This is a genomic window from Fructilactobacillus sp. X8R1C1, from assembly GCF_059900945.1.
The window spans coordinates 181,892-199,772 of sequence record NZ_JBWXVH010000002.1 but is presented as its reverse complement, the minus strand read 5'-3'; the positions used below and the strand labels follow the sequence as shown (position 1 = coordinate 199,772).

The 17,881-nt window shown below is 41.0% G+C and carries 21 protein-coding genes and 1 riboswitch; of the genes, 18 read left to right on the top strand and 3 right to left on the bottom strand.

The genetic code is table 11. The annotated features are described in order from the left end of the window. The first annotated feature begins 27 nt into the window (after window positions 1–27). From fabI to AC6UD1_RS02925, 12 genes are all read left to right on the top strand, one after another. Window positions 28–792, top strand: coding sequence for an enoyl-ACP reductase FabI (gene fabI, locus AC6UD1_RS02980; RefSeq protein WP_500707267.1), 765 nt, complete (start codon window positions 28–30; stop codon window positions 790–792). 278 nt (window positions 793–1,070) lie between these two features. After that, window positions 1,071–1,517: a 3-hydroxyacyl-ACP dehydratase FabZ gene (gene fabZ, locus AC6UD1_RS02975; RefSeq protein WP_500693424.1), complete on the top strand. Its 447-nt coding sequence runs from the start codon at window positions 1,071–1,073 to the stop codon at window positions 1,515–1,517. Between the two features lie 21 nt (window positions 1,518–1,538). Beyond that, window positions 1,539–2,489, top strand: coding sequence for a beta-ketoacyl-ACP synthase III (locus AC6UD1_RS02970; protein WP_500707266.1), 951 nt, complete (start codon window positions 1,539–1,541; stop codon window positions 2,487–2,489). A 29-nt stretch (window positions 2,490–2,518) separates the two neighbouring features. Continuing rightward, entirely contained in the window at window positions 2,519–2,770 is a 252-nt protein-coding gene (locus AC6UD1_RS02965) for an acyl carrier protein (protein WP_500693426.1), read from the top strand. Window positions 2,771–2,806: 36 nt separating this feature from the next. Continuing rightward, on the top strand, window positions 2,807–4,045 hold the full coding sequence (gene fabF / locus AC6UD1_RS02960) for a beta-ketoacyl-ACP synthase II (protein ID WP_500707265.1): 1,239 nt from the start codon (window positions 2,807–2,809) through the stop codon (window positions 4,043–4,045). Next, window positions 4,045–4,488, top strand: a complete 444-nt coding sequence (locus tag AC6UD1_RS02955; RefSeq protein WP_500693428.1) for an acetyl-CoA carboxylase biotin carboxyl carrier protein — start codon at window positions 4,045–4,047, stop codon at window positions 4,486–4,488. The genes fabF and AC6UD1_RS02955 overlap by 1 nt, the downstream gene beginning before the upstream one ends. A 36-nt stretch (window positions 4,489–4,524) precedes the next feature. Further along, the gene (locus tag AC6UD1_RS02950; protein ID WP_500707264.1) at window positions 4,525–5,904 is read left to right on the top strand and encodes an acetyl-CoA carboxylase biotin carboxylase subunit; all 1,380 of its coding nucleotides are present in this window, start codon (window positions 4,525–4,527) and stop codon (window positions 5,902–5,904) included. Next, window positions 5,885–6,727, top strand: a complete 843-nt coding sequence (locus AC6UD1_RS02945) for an acetyl-CoA carboxylase carboxyltransferase subunit beta (protein ID WP_500707263.1) — start codon at window positions 5,885–5,887, stop codon at window positions 6,725–6,727. The genes AC6UD1_RS02950 and AC6UD1_RS02945 overlap by 20 nt, the downstream gene beginning before the upstream one ends. Then, window positions 6,720–7,490, top strand: coding sequence for a carboxyltransferase subunit alpha (gene accA / locus AC6UD1_RS02940; RefSeq protein WP_500693431.1), 771 nt, complete (start codon window positions 6,720–6,722; stop codon window positions 7,488–7,490). The genes AC6UD1_RS02945 and accA overlap by 8 nt, the downstream gene beginning before the upstream one ends. Before the next feature lie 115 nt (window positions 7,491–7,605). Then, complete coding sequence (locus AC6UD1_RS02935; RefSeq protein ID WP_500707262.1) at window positions 7,606–8,187, top strand: 4'-phosphopantetheinyl transferase family protein; 582 nt, start codon at window positions 7,606–7,608, stop codon at window positions 8,185–8,187. 3 nt (window positions 8,188–8,190) lie between these two features. After that, entirely contained in the window at window positions 8,191–8,973 is a 783-nt protein-coding gene (locus AC6UD1_RS02930) for a biotin--[acetyl-CoA-carboxylase] ligase (protein ID WP_500707261.1), read from the top strand. Window positions 8,974–9,048: 75 nt separating this feature from the next. Continuing rightward, window positions 9,049–10,146 carry a M24 family metallopeptidase gene (locus AC6UD1_RS02925; RefSeq protein ID WP_500707260.1) on the top strand — a complete coding sequence of 366 codons (1,098 nt, stop codon included), beginning with the start codon at window positions 9,049–9,051 and terminating at the stop codon, window positions 10,144–10,146. Window positions 10,147–10,191: 45 nt separating this feature from the next. Here the strand turns inward: AC6UD1_RS02925 and AC6UD1_RS02920 are convergent, their stop codons facing one another. Next, on the bottom strand, window positions 10,192–11,460 hold the full coding sequence (locus AC6UD1_RS02920) for an adenylosuccinate synthase (RefSeq protein WP_500707259.1): 1,269 nt from the start codon (window positions 11,458–11,460) through the stop codon (window positions 10,192–10,194). Between the two features lie 204 nt (window positions 11,461–11,664). On the opposite strand from AC6UD1_RS02920, the gene purB reads away from it, so the two are divergent. The 3 genes from purB (at window position 11,665) to AC6UD1_RS02905 (ending at window position 15,183) form a co-directional block, all read left to right on the top strand. Then, a complete protein-coding gene (gene purB / locus AC6UD1_RS02915) occupies window positions 11,665–12,960 on the top strand; it encodes an adenylosuccinate lyase (RefSeq protein ID WP_500707258.1) in 1,296 nt (431 codons plus the stop codon). 81 nt (window positions 12,961–13,041) lie between these two features. Then, window positions 13,042–13,132: riboswitch (TPP riboswitch) on the top strand. Between the two features lie 68 nt (window positions 13,133–13,200). Continuing rightward, a complete protein-coding gene (locus tag AC6UD1_RS02910) occupies window positions 13,201–13,764 on the top strand; it encodes an ECF transporter S component (protein ID WP_500696470.1) in 564 nt (187 codons plus the stop codon). A gap of 33 nt (window positions 13,765–13,797) precedes the next feature. Next, window positions 13,798–15,183, top strand: a complete 1,386-nt coding sequence (locus AC6UD1_RS02905; RefSeq protein WP_500695322.1) for a class II fumarate hydratase — start codon at window positions 13,798–13,800, stop codon at window positions 15,181–15,183. A gap of 70 nt (window positions 15,184–15,253) precedes the next feature. On the opposite strand, the gene AC6UD1_RS02900 is transcribed toward AC6UD1_RS02905, so the two are convergent. Then, window positions 15,254–16,285: a YczE/YyaS/YitT family protein gene (locus tag AC6UD1_RS02900; protein WP_500695320.1), complete on the bottom strand. Its 1,032-nt coding sequence runs from the start codon at window positions 16,283–16,285 to the stop codon at window positions 15,254–15,256. Between the two features lie 192 nt (window positions 16,286–16,477). On the opposite strand from AC6UD1_RS02900, the gene AC6UD1_RS02895 reads away from it, so the two are divergent. The 3 genes from AC6UD1_RS02895 (at window position 16,478) to AC6UD1_RS02885 (ending at window position 17,595) form a co-directional block, all read left to right on the top strand. Beyond that, window positions 16,478–16,642: a hypothetical protein gene (locus AC6UD1_RS02895; protein WP_500693440.1), complete on the top strand. Its 165-nt coding sequence runs from the start codon at window positions 16,478–16,480 to the stop codon at window positions 16,640–16,642. 71 nt (window positions 16,643–16,713) lie between these two features. Next, window positions 16,714–16,995, top strand: a complete 282-nt coding sequence (locus AC6UD1_RS02890; RefSeq protein WP_500693441.1) for a hypothetical protein — start codon at window positions 16,714–16,716, stop codon at window positions 16,993–16,995. A gap of 75 nt (window positions 16,996–17,070) precedes the next feature. Then, window positions 17,071–17,595, top strand: coding sequence for a TetR/AcrR family transcriptional regulator (locus AC6UD1_RS02885; protein ID WP_500695318.1), 525 nt, complete (start codon window positions 17,071–17,073; stop codon window positions 17,593–17,595). 69 nt (window positions 17,596–17,664) lie between these two features. On the opposite strand, the gene AC6UD1_RS02880 is transcribed toward AC6UD1_RS02885, so the two are convergent. After that, entirely contained in the window at window positions 17,665–17,865 is a 201-nt protein-coding gene (locus AC6UD1_RS02880; protein ID WP_010022560.1) for a cold-shock protein, read from the bottom strand. Window positions 17,866–17,881 lie beyond the last annotated feature (16 nt).

Below are 17,881 nucleotides of genomic sequence, written 5' to 3'. Positions count from 1 at the left end.
ATATTTGGTTCTAGGAGGATTTTGAAGATGGCTGATTTATTAAAAGGAAAAAAAGTTGTTGTGATGGGTGTGGCGAATAGAAAAAGTATTGCTTGGGGATGTGCACAAGCAATTAAGTCACTTGGAGCTCAAGTTATTTTGACATACCAAAATGATCGTTTAAAGAAGAGTATTGAGAAGACCATTGGTGATGAAGAGTTCCCACTGGTTAAATGTGACGTGGCCGAAGATGCTAACGTCCAAAAGGCTTTTTCCGAAATTCATGACCGTTTTGGAAACATCGATGGGGTTATTCATGCCATTGCTTTTGCTGACAAAGAAACCCTTCAAAATGGTGTGATTAACACCAAAAAAGATGGTTACAACTTAGCCGAAGACATTAGTGCGTACTCATTTATCTCAGTTACTCGTTATGCCAGCAAGATTATGAACAAACCTGGTAGCATTTTAACGTTAACTTATATGGGTTCAACTCGTGCCATTCCTGATTACAACATGATGGGAATTGCTAAGGCATCCCTTGAATCAGCTATGCGTTACCTTGCTTCTGAACTTGGTAAAGACCAAATTCGAGTAAACGCAATTTCCGCTGGAGCCGTTAAAACTTTGGCTGTTACCGGAATTAAGGGTCATCGTGACCTTCTTAAAATGTCACAATCATTCACCGTTGATGGTGAGAATGTAACAACTGATCAGATTGGTAACGTTGCTGCTTTCTTAGTTAGTGATTTATCAACCGGTGTTACTGGTGACATTATCTACGTTGACAAGGGTGTTCATTTACTTGCCTAAAACCAATCAAATAAATCTAAATATCCCATGGCCTAAAAATGGCTATGGGATATTTTTTGGGCTTAAGAGCGTGATTTGAAACATGATTACACATTAAAACAAGTGTAACCAGATACATACTTGCTTTAAAATGCTGATATGACAGGCTTTTATGTCAGAATCATTCTATCTAGAATGGTTTTTGATTGCTAAATAACGAAAACTTGTTGAATATGAACACATGGTAATTACTCGAAATACCATGCTTGAATCAAATTAGATTAATAGAGGTGAATAATTTGAGTTTAATGAACGCAAAAGAAATTATGGATCTAATTCCTAATCGTTACCCGATTTTATTTATTGACCGGGTCGATGCGATGGATCCAGGCAAGTCCATTACGGCTACCAAGAATGTTACAATTAACGAAAATTATTTCCAAGGACATTTCCCTGGTAATCCAGTCATGCCCGGTGTTTTAATTATTGAATCGATGGCCCAGGTGGCTTCAATTCTGATTTTGAAGTCGCCCCAGTTTAAGAACAAAACGGTTTATATGGGTAGCATTCGCAACGCGAAGTTCAGAAAGATGGTGGAGCCCGGTGATGTTCTACGCTTTGAGGTTAAGATTGATAAGGTTAGAGGAAGTGCCGGCTCAGTTTCGTGTGTGGCATACGTTGGCGATAAAAAGGCTTGTGACGCTCAGTTGACCTTTATCGTAAGTAACAAGGAAAGAGAACAATAAAATAGGTAATAGGAGTCGCAAATGGGTAGTTTTTCAATCTTAGAAACGGCAAGGTCAACGCCCAATAATGTTGTTACTAATCATGATTTAACTAAAATCATGGATACCTCTGATGAGTGGATCAAACGACGGACCGGTATTCACGCCCGTCACATTTCTAAGTCAGAGACTAATACTTCCATGTGTACTGATGTTGCAACTAAGCTCATTAATAAGGCCAATATTTCTGCAAGTGACGTTGATTTCATCATCGTAGCCACCATGTCATCAGACTTTCAAACTCCCTCAACTGCAGCAGCGGTTCAAGGAAATCTTCATGCCGACAATGCAGTTGCCTTTGATCTAAACGCCGCTTGTTCCGGATTTGCTTACGGAATTTACGTCTTGAATGCGTTGCTTGCAAATAAGCCGCATGCAAAGGGAATTTTAATTGGCGGTGAGAAGCTAAGCAAGTACATTGATTGGTCGGACCGTTCAACGGCGGTCCTGTTTGGGGATGGTGCTGCGGGAATTCTAGCTACCAATGATGGAAGTGAGTCAGAGGTGCTTGCTAGTGACTTAGAAACAGTTGGAGAACTTGGTAATTCGCTAACGGCTGGGCACTTCGCTGATGATACACACCAGCCGTATTTCAAGATGGATGGTCATGAAGTATATCGTTTTGCTACTCAAAGAGTTCCCAAGTCCATCAAACTGGCGCTTTCAAAAGCAAACATTGACTTAAATGATGTGAAGTACTTTATCGTTCATCAAGCAAATGAACGAATTATTAAAAGTATTGCTAACAAATTAGGTTTATCGATGGAAAAGTTTCCCGTTAATATCAATAAGTATGGCAATACCGCTGCGGCGAGTGAGCCACTGCTATTAAGTGAAATGGTAGAGGAGCATCAGATTAACCGTGGTGACAACCTTGTTTTAACCGGTTTTGGTGGTGGATTAACCATTGGAACCGTAGTAATTAGATACTAAATACAAAAAATATTATGGAGTGATAAATTATGGCAGATCAAAACGAAATTTTTAACAAAATCAAGGACTTAATCGCAAAACAAACTGATGTACCAGCATCAGACATCAAGATGGACACTAATCTTAAGGAAGACGTTGATATTGATAGTCTTGACTTTTTTGAAGTGGTTGACGGACTTGAAAATGAATATGACATCGAAATTGAAAGTGATGAAGACATCAACACCGTCCAACAATTAGTTGACTACATTCAAAAGAAGATTGCGGAGAACGATAAATAATCAGTAAAATTATTTATTTGAACAGGAGGAAATCATTTGAGTAATCGAGTAGTTGTAACAGGGATGGGAGCTGTCACCCCCATCGGAAATGATGCCGAAACCTTTTCCAACAATTTGTTTAACTCTAAAGTGGGCATTGCACCAATTACCAAATTTGATGCTAGTAACACGGGTGTAACGGTAGCTGCTGAAGTTAAAGACTTTGATCCAAGCAAGCGTTTAGATAAACGTGCCTACAAACGAATTGATCTTTTTTCACAGTACGCTTTGTACAGTGCTAAAGAGGCCATGGATCAAGCTGGCCTGAAACAGGGTGATTACGAACCTGAGGACCTTGGTGTCATGTACGGAAATGGAATTGGTGGTCTTACTACCATTGAGAGTGACATCATCAAAATGCACGAAAAGGGACCAAAGCGAGTTTCACCACTTTTTGTTCCTAAAGCCATTGCTAACATGGCAGCTGGAAATGTTTCCATGTACTTTGATGCGGAAAACACGTCTCAGACCATTGTGACGGCTTGTGCTTCAGCTAATAATGCCATTGGAAACGCCTTTGAACTAATTAAACAAGGGAAAGCCAAGATGATGATTGCTGGTGGAACTGAAGCTGCCATCACCGAGATTGGAATTGCTGGATTTGCTAAATTGACCGCTCTTTCAACCGCTGAAAAAGTGGAAGATGCTTCAATGCCGTTTGATAAAGACCGTAATGGCTTTGTCATGGGAGAAGGGGCTGGTACTCTTGTACTTGAGGATTATGACCATGCTAAAGCGCGTGGTGCTAATATTTTGGCCGAAGTGGTTGGATACGGTGCTACCAGCGATGCTTATCATATGACTGCTCCGAACCCCTCTGGAAAAGGTGCCATTAGAGCAATGAAGGAAGCCATTGACGAGGGTCACATTAAGACCAGTGAACTTGACTACGTTAATGCGCACGGTACCAGTACACACGCTAATGATGTGGCTGAGGCCGGGGCAATTGAAAAGTTGTTTAAAGATAACGATCACGTCAAAGTTAGTTCCATTAAGGGAATGGTGGGACACTCCCTAGGTGCCGCTGGTGGACTTGAAGCGGTTGCCCTAGTTGCTGCCCTTCAAAATGATCAAATGCCAGTTAACGTGGGGATGAAGCATAAGGATCCTGAGATTCACGTTGATTTGGTTGATGAAGATAACAAAAAGGCGCCCGTTAATACGGCAATTAGTAATGCATTTGGCTTTGGTGGTCACAATGCGGTAATTGCGATGAAGAAGTGGAATGAAGATTAGTGAATGAACAAGATATTGAAAAATTAATTGATAAATTTGAGCAATCGAGTTTACAAGAAATTAAGATTAATCAGAATGAAGGGGCCGTTTACTTATCCAAAATTCCTGATCACGACAGCTTGCATGCAAGTGAGTCAGTTAATGAATCCAGAAAGCCGGCTCAACTTGAATCTGCGTCAATTGATGCAACTGACGACTCCGATAATTATCAATTGAAAGCTCCAATGGTTGGAATTCTTTATTACGCTCCAAGCCCAGAAAAGGCCGACTTTAAGCAAGATGGTGATCATGTTAAAAAGGGTGAGACCGTTTGTGTAATTGAAGCCATGAAGTTGGTTAATGAGGTTAAAAGTCCAGTGAGTGGGACCATCGTTAAACGAATGCCTGAAAGTGGTTCGATGGTGGAATACAATGAACCGATTTTTGAAATTAAGGAAGACTAGAAAGCTCAATTCATATTAGTTTAAAAAGGTGATTTAATGTTTAAAAAAGTGCTGGTTGCAAACCGCGGTGAAATCGCAGTTCAGATCATCCGTGCACTTCACGAAATGAACATCAAGGCGGTGGCGGTTTATTCAACCGCTGATGCTGATAGTTTATTCGTAAAATTAGCTGACGAATCCGTATGTATTGGTGGACCGTTTCCAGATGAGTCATACTTAAACATGGCAGCAATTATTGATTCCGCGGTTCTTTGCGGATGTGATGCGCTCCATCCTGGGTATGGCTTTTTGTCTGAAAATGCTGATTTTGCTGAATTATGTGAACAGTGCGGAATTAAATTTATTGGTCCTACCGCTTCAGTAATTAATCTGATGGGGAATAAGGGTAATGCCAAAGAAGCAATGAAAAAGAATGGCGTTCCAACTATCCCTGGTAGCGATGGGTTTGTTGATACTTACGACCAAGCTAAAGAAGTGGCCCAAGAAACTGGTTATCCCGTGATGTTAAAGGCTGCTGCCGGTGGCGGCGGTAAGGGAATTCGAAAAGTTACTAGTGAATCTGAATTAAAAAAAGCCTTTAGTGATACGAAGCGTGAAGCTAAACTTTCATTTGGGGATAACCGGCTTTACATGGAAAAAGATTTAAATGATGCCAAACACATTGAAATGCAGGTCATTGCCGATGAACACGGCCACGTGGTCTATTTTCCGGAGCGAGATTGCTCAATGCAACGAAATCATCAAAAAATAATCGAAGAAAGTCCCTGTTCCAAGATTACACCCAACAAACGCCAAGAACTTGGACAGACCGTGGCTAAAGCCGCTAAGGGAATTGGTTATACTAATACCGGAACCTTCGAATTTTTGATGGATAAAGAAGAACATTTTTATTTTATGGAAATGAATACCAGGCTTCAAGTTGAATATACCGTTACCGAAGAAGTAACTGGAGTTGAAATTATTAAAGCTCAGATTCTAGTGGCAGAAGGACAATCACTCCCTTTTAATCAACAAGACTGTGAGGTAAAGGGTTACTCACTTGAATGTCGGATCGATGCCGAGGATCCTAGCAATAATTTTGCTCCATCACCTGGTAAACTTCAGCAGGTGAAATTTACCCATGAATCTGATTCCATTCGAATTGATTCTGGGGTTGAAGCTGGCGACATGATTTCACCTTACTATGATTCGATGATTGCTAAAGTTATCGTGCATAAACCGACAAAACGGGAATCCGTGTCCGAAATGAAGCAAATTTTGAACGAATTTGTTGTGAAGGAGGTCACCACCAATCGCGATTTCTTGATTGGTTTGATTTCTGATCAGCATTTTTTGACTGGTGATTTTAACAATAATTACATTGAAGGTGCGTTCTTAAAAGAATGGATGAAGCAGTATGACAAGCAAACGGTTTGAAAGTATTAGTCAAAAAGAGTTAAGTCAGCGAATGGATCAAATCCCCGATCACATCTGGGTCAAATGTCCAATCTGTCAGAAGAGTTTTTACAAGAAAGATCTTGGCAGGTATAAAGAGTGTCCTAATTGTTACTATGCCTTTCGGATTGGTGCTAAAGAACGCATTGAGTTAATGTGTGATGATTTTGAACCCATTAATACCGATTTGAAGGCTTCTAAAAAATTTAACGACGAAAAATACGTAACTAAGTTGAAGAAGGCACGCGCGGTGACTGGTCTAAATGAGAGTGTTTTGTCTGGGATTGGTACCATTGATGGAAATCAGGTAGCGATGGCTGCGATGGACTGGCGCTTTGTGATGGCTAGTCTTGGGACGGCAACGGGCGAGATTTTGGCACGATTGTTTGAAACGGCGACAAAAAAGAAGCTGCCTGTAATCGTGTTCACCGCATCGGGAGGAGCCCGAATGCAAGAGGGAATTCATTCCCTGATGCAGATGGCCAAAGTGTCTGAAGCGGTTGCGGAACACAGTAAAGCGGGCTTACTATACGTCAGTGTTCCCTGTGATCCCACTACTGGTGGGGTGACCGCCAGTTTTGCAATGCAGGGAGACATTATTTTGTCAGAACCCCACGCTTTGATTGGTTTTGCGGGACGTCGGGTGATTGAAAAGACGATTCAACAGCGTCCACCAAAAGACTTTCAACGATCAGAGACATTACTTAAAAGTGGGTTTTTGGATGGAGTCGTGAGACGACGTGATCTAAAAGAGACACTTAATAAAATTCTAAAGTGGCATCGGGTAGGTGATAACGATGAGTAAACCAACCGCATGGGATAGAGTTATAAATGCTAGAGCTGCTGGTAAGATTGGGGTTGATGACCTCATTAACGGAATTACCGAAGATTTTATGGAACTGCATGGTGATCGTGCTTACGGTGATGATCCCGCCGTATACGCTGGGATTGGAACCCTTGATGAAATTCCGACGACGTTGATTGGGATTAGAAAGGGCTCGGATCTAAATTCCAACATCGAACGGCACTTTGGTTCGGCTGAGCCTGACGGATACCGCAAAGCGCTGCGATTAATGAAGCAGGCCGAAAAATTCAATCGTCCAATTGTTACCTTGATTAATACTCCTGGAGCTTATCCTGGTGTAGAAGCTGAGTACCACGGGATTGGCTATACGATTGCGCAATTAATCTTACAGGGAATGCAACTGAAAGTTCCTTACGTAAGTGTGATTGTTGGTGAAGGTGGCAGTGGTGGTGCCCTGGCATTAGCTGTTGGTGACTGCGTCTGGGCTTTTGAGGATAGTATCTATTCGGTTCTTTCCCCAGAAGGATATGCCACCATTTTGTGGAAAGATGCTAGTCGGATGAAAGAAGCTGCTTCAGTCATGAAGTTGACTCCAGATGACTTACTAAAAGAAGGAATCATTGATCGGATTATTCCTGAAGTAAATACCGCCGATGGCTTTGAACGGTTTCGTGGTGATTTGGTTAAAAAAATTAAAGAACTAAATGCGATGCCAAAGGATGAGATGCTTAAGAAGCGGTTTGCTAGGTACCGTAATTTTTAGTCAATGACCAAGATGTATGAGAGTGTTACTATTGTATCTGTTGAAAATAGTGAGACTCTTATTTTTTATCTCTCGGACCCAATCAGGTCTAATAAAATGAAAATGAGGAATTAGCATGATTAAATTTTTAAGTGATTCGATCACCACAAAAGCATTTCAACCATACTACCAAGACTTAGAAATCACCGATAAGCCCAAAAAGCAACAGACGCTTGTTGGAAGGGTTTTGTTAGCTAAACTGGTGGGGATGCCAGTACAAGACGCCATTAAAAACGTTGACATTGATTTTGGACATTACGGGAAACCCTATTTTGTGCCAAATGGCTATCATTTTAACATTGCTCACTCTCATGACGCGGTTTTGGTGGTAATTTCTGATCAACCAATTGGAGTTGACTTAGAACAGATTCGTCCTTATGACTACACCAGGATTACCAAGGCTTTCACCCCAGTGGAACTTAATTACTTAAAGAATTTAAAGGGCGAACGGCAAGGTGAACAAGCCTTAAGATTATGGACCATCAAGGAAGCGGTCTTAAAACTTCAGGGAGTCGGATTGATCGGAAAACCCAAGTCCGTTGAGGTTTCATTACCTCACATGGAAAGTGCTAGAAGAAACGATGATTTGTACCAGATTAACTTTTTGGACGTGGGATGGAAGTACATTGGGACACTTGCTACCCAGGTGAGTGAATAAATCATGAACGATATTTTAAATGCACGCGTAATTCATAGCTTAATTAGTAATCCCATTGATCAAATCGAGGTTTATGACCAATTGCCGTCGACTAACGAAGAGGCTCAAGTGGAGGTCTGGCATCGTCCTGGCATGATCATTGCTAACGAACAAACGAAGGGGAAAGGCCAAAATGGCCATCATTTTTATTCTCCTGCAAACAACGGGGTTTATTTTACGGTGGTGTTTCAGGCCCAACCAAGGTATCTTGATAATCCAGGCGTTTTAACACTTGGGATTGGCGTTGCCGTTACGGACGCCATTAAACTGGTCTACAACATCGATACTCAATTAAAATGGGTGAATGACGTGTATCACGATGACAGTAAGGTCTGTGGGATTTTAACTGAAATTCAGAGTAACGAAGATAACGAGCCCGAGAACTTTATCATGGGCATTGGCCTCGATATTGGGATCATGCCGTTTTCACGTAATGGTGACCAAATGGTGGGGAGTTTAAACGTGGTACCACCACTTAAAAGGAACCAGTTAATTGCTTCGGTTTATGACCATTTGTATAAGGTCTATCGCGAGTGGGACGATGATCGGATTATTAATCAATATACTAAGCGGCTGCTGTGGCTTAACGAACAAGTTTCCCTGATCAATCATGATAATGAAATCACTGGAAAATTAGCGGGAATCGACGAACGTGGGCACCTTTTGTTAAAGACACGAGACCAGCAAACGTTAAACCTGGATCCGAATGTGACCAGACATATTAGGAAGATGAAATCTGACGATTGATGTTAGGTTTCTCTTTTTGTGTTGATTAAATTTAATTGTATGCTAAAATTAGCAACAAATTCAGGAGGTCTTATTATGGTTAAATTAAATGAAATGAGAGACTACGTTAACCAAAGGAAGCTTGATGTTGCTTACATCAGTAATTTTGAGGATATTAAGTACTTTACTGGTTTTGGTAGTGATCCCGTTGAACGGGTGTTGGCACTTTTTATTTTTCCTGATGCGGAACCATTTCTGTTTGCACCAGAACTCGAAGTGGAGGCCATAAAGGAGTCAGGATGGAAGTATCCCGTTTATGGTTACTTAGACCATGAAGATCCCTTTAAACTGATTGCCAAGCACATTCGTGATGTAACTCCTGATCCCAAGCGATTTGGGATTGAAGACGACAACTTGGTCATTAGTCGTTATCAACAGCTTCAAGCTGAATTTCCGAAGGCTGACTTTAGCACTAACGTGGCTCCAGAAGTTAGTGAACTGCGGGTAATTAAGACGCCATATGAGATTGAACAGTTAGACGCTGCTGGAAAAGAAGCCGACTTTGCCTTTCAAGTTGGTTTTGAGACCGCTAAAGCCGGTAAAACGGAGGCAGAAGTGGCTGCTGAGATTGAGTACCAGGAAAAAGTCAGAGGGGTTATGAACATGAGTTTTGATACTCTGGTTCAGACTGGACCTCACGCGGCGGAACCGCATGGTGCTACTGACATGAACAAGATTAAGAACGATAACCTGTTATTATTTGATTTAGGAACGGTTCATAATGGCTACATCTCTGATGCTTCCCGGACGGTCGCTGTTGGTGATAAAATTCCGGCCAAACAAAAAGAGATTTATGACGTTTGTTTGGAAGCTCAGTTAGCTGCCCAATCTGCTGCTAAACCAGGTATTCGGGCCGAAGACCTGGATGCGGTTGCAAGAGATATCATTGACAAGGCTGGTTATGGTAAATACTTCATCCACCGTTTAGGCCACGGCATGGGGATGGGTGAGCATGAATTCCCTTCAATCATGGAGGGCAATAAGATGATTTTAAAGGAAGGCATGTGTTTTTCAATTGAACCTGGTATCTACATTCCTGGCGTAGCCGGAGTTCGAATTGAAGATTGCATTCACCTAACCAAGGATGGAAATGAACCATTTACTCACACATCCAAAGAATTACGCTATGTATAAGAGTTGACATAAAAAGACCCTGGATTTTATCCAGGGTCTTATTTTTTACATTTGATGGGTCTGTTCTCGCTTGGGACCAGTTGAGAAAGTGATTAACGGGATACCTACAAGTTCTGAAACCCGGTCAAGAAACTTTTGGGCGTTTTTAGGAAGCTTGTCGTAGGTATCACAATTAGTGATATCCTCATTCCATCCCTGGAGCGTTTCGTAGACCGGTTTGCACTTGTCCAAGATATCCAAGTTAGCGGGGTAATAAGTGATTTTCTTACCGTCTAGTTCATATGCGGTACAAATCTTAATTTCTTTTAATCCGTCTAAAACATCCAGACAGTTTAAGGCTAAGTGGGTTAGACCAGAAACACGACGAGCGTGTCTTAAGGCAACGCTGTCAAACCAACCGATTCGTCTGGGACGCTTGGTCACAACCCCATACTCATGGGCGGTTTCTCTGATGTAGTTACCGGTCTCGTCTAGTAGTTCCGTTGGAAATGGTCCCTCACCGACACGTGAAGTATAGGCTTTACAAGTTCCAATGACCCGATCAATCTTGCTGGGTCCAATTCCAGCACCAACGGCAGCGCCTCCGGCAACGGGGTTCGAGGAAGTGACATAGGGATAGGTTCCATGGTCAACGTCTAACATAATTCCCTGAGCGCCTTCAAACAGGACGTTTTGGTTATGATCGATTTCATCATTTAAAAGAACGGAGGTTTCGGTTACGTATGGTTTTAATCGTTTCCCTAACTGGACGTATTCATTATAGATTTCTTCAAAATTAAGGGGCTCATGGTCGTATAGTTTAACCAAAATTTCGTTCTTTTCAGCCAAGACGTCTTTCAAACGCTTCTTGAAAGTTACTGGATCAATTAAATCGGCCACCCGAATTCCGACCCTAGCAACTTTGTCCATGTAAGCAGGGCCAATTCCCTTTTGGGTCGTTCCAATCTTATGATGTTTGTGTTCCTCTTGAAGCTTATCAAAAAGAGGATGGTATGGCATGATGACTTGAGCACGAGATGATACACGGAGGTTGTCGGTAGAAACACCATGTTCGTTTAGATAGTCGACTTCTTTAAATAGTGACTTGGGGTTTAAAACAACGCCGTTTCCAATTACTGCCAACTTGTCAGAATAGAAAATTCCGGACGGAACGAGTTGAACGTGAAAATTTTGATTGTTATACACAATGGTGTGACCCGCATTGTCACCGCCCTGATATCTAGCAATGATATCCGCGTCAGCACTTAGGGTATCGACAATCTTTCCCTTGCCCTCATCGCCCCACTGACTACCAACAACAACTGTTACAGACATAAATAGCACCTCGTAAATGAATTTTTTGACCAACAACAGTTTACCAATCACATATGGAAAAATCAAGAACGTTCAAAATATTGTTAAAAATAATGTTCGTGTTTTATTGAATATTAGAATTATAATAAAGTAGTAGCGGCGTTGATTTGACTGAAAAGAAAACATTATGTAAGATTATCCTGTAATTATAATGAGGTGAATGAAATGATTGATCGTTATACAAGAGCACCAATGAAGCGAATTTGGAGTAAGCAGAATCAGTATCAGACATGGCTTGAAGTTGAGATTGCGATTGATGAAGCATGGAATAAGTTAGGTAAGATTCCAGATGCTGACATTATTGCCATTAAAAGAAACGCGACCTTTGACGTTGACCGCATTGCACAGATTGAATCGGAAACTCACCATGATGTGGTGGCCTTTACTCGCGATGTTTCGGAGTCGCTTGGCCCCGAAAAAAAGTGGATCCATTACGGCGTTACTAGTACTGATGTTGTCGATACCGCTCAGGGACTTAGACTAAAGCAGGCTGACGAGATTCTTCGTCAGGATATTTTAACTTTAATGGATACCATTAAGCAGAAAGCCTTAAAATATAAGGATACGGTTGAAATTGGAAGAACCCATGGGGTTCAGGCGGAACCAATGACCTTTGGCTTAAAGATGGCACGTTGGTATTCAGAAATGAAACGAAACCTAAAACGATTTAACGAAGCAGCTGCCGGAGTGGAAGCCGGGAAAATTTCTGGAGCCGTTGGGACATTTGCTAACATCGATCCTCAGGTAGAGGCTTACGTATGTAATAAATTAGGACTACGAGCCCAAGAAATCACTAGTCAAGTCTTACCTCGTGATTTGCATGCCGAATATATCGCCACTTTGGCGTTGGTTGCCACTAGTCTTGAAAATTTTGCAACGGAGATTCGTGGTTTGCAACGTTCTGAGATTCATGAAGTAGAAGAGCATTTTAATTCTGGTCAAAAGGGTTCTTCGGCAATGCCACATAAACGGAACCCAATTGGATCAGAAAACATTTGTGGATTGGCCAGAACCATGCGTGGACTAATCACCACTGCCTACGAGAACGTTTCTTTGTGGCATGAACGTGATATTTCGCACTCTTCAGCTGAGCGAATTATTCTACCAGAGAGTACCACGCTCTTAGATTACATGCTCCATCGTTTCAACAACATTCTTTCAAATCTAGACGTGTTCCCAAAGCGGATGAAGGAAAATATGAATTTAACTTATGGCCTAATTTACAGTCAACGAGTAATGCTAAAACTAATTGATAAAGGCATGAGTCGGGAAGAAGCGTACGACTTAGTTCAACCACTGACGGCTCAGTCATGGGAGAACCACGAGTCATTTGAAAAGTTAGTTAAAGCTAACGATCAGATTAATGAACGGTTGTCTGACCAAGAGATTAACGATGCGTTTGATTATCATTACCACCTTAGACACGTTGATGATATTTTCAAACGGGTCGGATTAGAATAGGTTAAATGGAGTTGCATTAATGCATCTCCATTTTGATTTTGATTGCTTTTACCATTCAATCAGTATATTATTAAAGTGAATTATATGATTCTGGGGTGCCGAAAGGCTGAGATAATACCCATTGAACCTGATCAGGTTAAGACCTGCGAAGGGATCCGACTACACTACAAGTGTCATTTTTAATCATGTGTTGAAGTTCCCGGGGTAGATCCAGGAACTTTTTTTATTGGAGGAGATCACATGAAAATTTTGAGAGAATGGCATTTAAAGGACATTATTTTAGTTACATTGATTGGTGCTTTTTGTGGAGTGATTTTTTGGGGAACTTCATTTCTCTATAATATCTTAGCTGCGGCACTTACACCATTTGGATTGCAGCCGTTGGCAAACGAAGCCACCTTTGGATTATGGACGCTTGCTGGACCGTTAGCAGCGTTTATCATTCGCATCCCATTTTCCGCTACCCTTGGTGAGTTACTGGGAGCCTTCGTCGAGATGATCCTTGGCAGTCAGTGGGGAATTGCTGATTTGTTATCCGGCTTAATTCAAGGACTATCGTCTGAGTTAGGATTTGCCGTATTGGGATATAAACATTATGATTGGTTAGGAATCATAAGTACGACGATTACCACCACGGTAATTACGTTTGCTTGGGATATGATCAAAAGTGGATACGCAAATTATCATTTTGGATTTTTACTCCTACTGTTTCTAACCCGGCTTGTATCGGTCTTCTTATTCAGTGGAGTGCTGACTTATTTCATCAGTCGTTTACTAGAAAAAAGTCAGGTCTTAAGCAGATAAGTCGTACCCAATATTTAATTAGGAGATGACAAAATGTCTGATTATCGAATTGAAAGTGACACGCTTGGAGACGTCAAGGTGCCAAAGGATGCTTTGTGGGGTGCTCAAACCGAGCGGAGCCGGCATAATTTTCCTGTCGGTCCCAAGTTACCAGTATTGGTAATTCGCGCTCTCATAAACATTAAAGCAAGTGCCGCCGAGGTGAGCATCAAACAAGACACCATCGATCGAAAAAAGGGTGAGTTGATTGAGCAGGGTGCCCAAAAATTATTGAGTCTTTCCGATGATCAATTAATGCAAAACTTCCCGTTACACATTTACCAAACTGGATCGGGAACTCAGACTAACATGAACGTGAACGAGGTGATTGCCCACGTTGCTAATCAGATTAATCCAAAGATTAATGTTTTACCAAATGATGATGTTAATCATTCCCAGAGTTCAAATGATACGTTTCCAACGGCAATGAACATTGCAAGTCTGGTTGCCATCAATCAGCTGTTACCTGAGTTGGAGCACTTGATTGACGTTATGCATCACTTACAGAAAAAGTATTGGGATGTGGTTAAGATTGGGCGCACTCATTTACAGGATGCCACTCCAATGACATTTGGACAGGAAGTGTCGGGATGGGCTAGCACCATTCAACACGACCTTGATTTTGTGAGGGACAATTCGAAGTCACTACTGGGTCTACCAATTGGTGGAACCGCTGTCGGAACCGGCCTTAATACGACGGAAGACTTTGATAAGGAAATGGTTCAAACCCTGGGTAATAAGTATCACGAGCCGTTTGAAGTTGAAAATAAATTTTATGGATTAGCTTCCCATTCTGCCATTACCATGACGCATGGGGCTGTGCGAACGCTTGCAACTGATCTGATGAAGATTGCCAATGACATTAAATTTCTAGCGAGTGGTCCTAGAGCTGGTTACGGTGAGATTAAAATTCCCGCTAATGAACCTGGGTCATCGATTATGCCTGGCAAGGTGAACCCGACTCAGGGTGAAGCCATGGATATGGTAGTAGCACGCATCATGGGAAATGATACGACCATCGAAGTTGCTAACACTCAAGGAAACTTTGAAATGAATGTCTATAAGCCAATTATCATATCCTGTTTTCTTGATTCCGTTCAGTCACTGACAGGCATCTTAAGCCACTTTACGGACTTGATGGTCAAAGGGATTGAAGTCAACCAAGATCGCATGGAGGAGTTGGTCCATAATTCTTTGATGACGGTAACGGCATTGTCACCACACATTGGCTATCATCGAGCAGCTGAAATTGCCAATGCTGCTTTAAAGGGAAAGACGAATCTTAGACAGGCGGCCATTGATTCAGGATACGTCACTGGTGATAACTTTGATAAATGGGTTGAGCCATTAAAAATGACTAATTATAAGCGCGAACAATGATCAAGATTATAAATAAAAAAAGGTCCAGCAACTAACGTCTCCGTTATTGCTGGACCTTTTGGGTATTTAATTACTTTTTGGAATCATTGGAGTTATTGGCATCAGAATCTTTTGAATTTTGAGGAGCACCATCAGTAGTACTACCAGTTGATTGTGGATTAACGTTACCGTTTTTGCTTCGTTTCATCATTTCTGCCATCAACATTCTGTACTGGGTCCGGTAAGCATTGTAGGCCTTCTGTGAGTCTTCCATGTTCGTTTGGGCGTCGTGAAGACGAGTCCCTAACTGTTGATTAGTGTACCCTGATAAGTTCATCTGAACGTTTAAAGTCGCGTTGTAAGCATGGGTTAGATAATGGTACCCAGATAACGTCGCCTTAGAAATCGTGCTAGCGGCGTGTTTAACCGTTGGCTGTTCACTGAAGTCGTCAATTCCGTTAACAATGGGGTCACTAATGTGTTTGTTCCAGTAGGAAATTAGTGGACCGGCAAAGAAGGCAACAATGATTGATGCAAATCCAACGGGGCCACCAGCAAGGACAGCGGCAATCAAGAAGAGGATATCTTGGATCACACGAGCCGTCTTGTACTTGATGTGTAGTCGTGATGATACAATTGGAGCAATGGCATCATAGGGGGCAACACCAAGATTAGGAGCCATGTAGATTGAACTACCAGCCGTAAATAGGATTAGTCCCAAGAAGGCATTAGCAACGATTACGAAGAAGTTAATCCCCGACGGGAAGATTTGTTGGTAAAATTGAGTGAAAATTTGAATCTCAAATCCAACTAACACCATGTTCATGATGGTTCCAATTCCGATCATGTGACGGTCAAGGAACAAGACAAACACGAAGATTACCAGGTTAGCCAGTAACTGGTACAAACCAAGTGACATGTGCAGATGGTTTGACATACCAATATTAACGGCAGTAAAAGGATCAAGACCTAAAATCTTGCTTGATCGAAGTAACGTGGCACCAAGTGATAACATGGTGATACCAACAAACGACATTAAAACTTTAAGTAATATATTAAATGTTTTACCGTACCAAGTCATTTGTGGTGCGGCAGTATTGCCTGATTGGGTAGAATTACTCATTGAATAGACTTCCTTCTTAATTTGATATTTGTATTATAACTTATTGCATACAGGATTGTAAGGGCTGGGCGGCACAAACGTATTGATACGGGCAATAAATTACAAGAGATGACTAATTTTGAAATATGTATTATAATTCTTGTTAACTTGAACTAATCATTTAAGTTGATTTTGTATTTGGAGGGATTGCTTATGAATATTAAAGTATTAAACAAGCAAGGCGCTCTACCAGTCAAAGACTGGCAACAGCGTGAAAATAACCTTTTTCGAGTTCATCAGCTAATGCACAATAAGAAACTTCAATTGAGTAAATCAGCCAGAGCAATGATTGCACCCATCTTGAAACCGTTAACTTAGTAAATTTTAGTAATTTAATTGCAAGGTGCTGCGGTTTCAACTAAAATGCAATTGTCTAGGAAGTGAGTATAATGGTTGATTCAGATTTGAAACAACAGGTCAAAGATTTATTGGCTCGTAATAAAGAGCTTAAAAGTAAAATTCAAGCTTTGACAAGTGGTACTGACATTTCAGATAAGAGCACTAGTGATTTGAAGTCACAGGTGGTCCAGTTTCAAGACGAATTAAAAAATGCTCTCGATCGAGCTACTCAGTATGAAAATAAATATAATAAAATGAGTACTGAATACATGGAATTATCAAATCAGTATCATGAATTGCAAACGCAACTTGACTCGTTAAAAAATAAATAAGTGTGAGGAGAACATTCTTCACGCTTATTTATTTGCCAAGTTAATCTCTCATGTTTATGGTCGAATGGTGAAAATATGGCAAAAAAAGAAACAGCCAAAAAGAGAATAATTGAAGGAACGTTTGAGATGCTCCAAACTAAGTCTTATCAAGAAATTACGGTGAAAGACATTTCCAAACATGTTGGGGTTTCCCGGATGACGTTTTATCGTAACTTCCATACCAAGGAAGACGTCATCGTTGGTCAATTTCAGGAGACCTTTTCAACCTTTATTAATCGTTTATTAGCGCAAAAGGTCTCTAATTTTAACGGCCTGGCAACGACTTTCTTTACGATTATTAAAGAGAATAAGCGGATGATGGATGTAATCGTTGATAATGATCTGTCTTATTTGTTACTTAAAATCTTAAAAAAATACATTACGAATTTGGTTGACGACGATATATTAGAGTTGCGCGCCAATTCATCGAAAATGCTAATTGCGTTGATTTCAGGTGGTTTAACTGAAGTTTTACTAACGTGGACAGAAGACGGGATGGAAGAGCCCGTTGAAGAATTGGTCATCTTTGCATCGAAGTACATGAACTTTAAGGTTAACTAATTTTTTAATTTAAAAATATGTATAAAAAAAGAGCTCTGCGATTGCAGAACTCTTTTTGTTTGGCTAAAATTAGTCCATTGGAGTAACGTTAGCAGCTTGGGGACCACGGTCTCCTTCTTCAACGTCCAAAGTAACCTTTTCGCCTTCGTCAAGGGTCTTGAAGCCATCCTTGTTGATAGCTGAGTAATGTACGAATACATCACCATCATCAGTAGTAATAAAACCATAACCCTTGTCAGCGTTAAACCATTTAACAGTACCTTGTTTCATAATATGAAACCTCCTA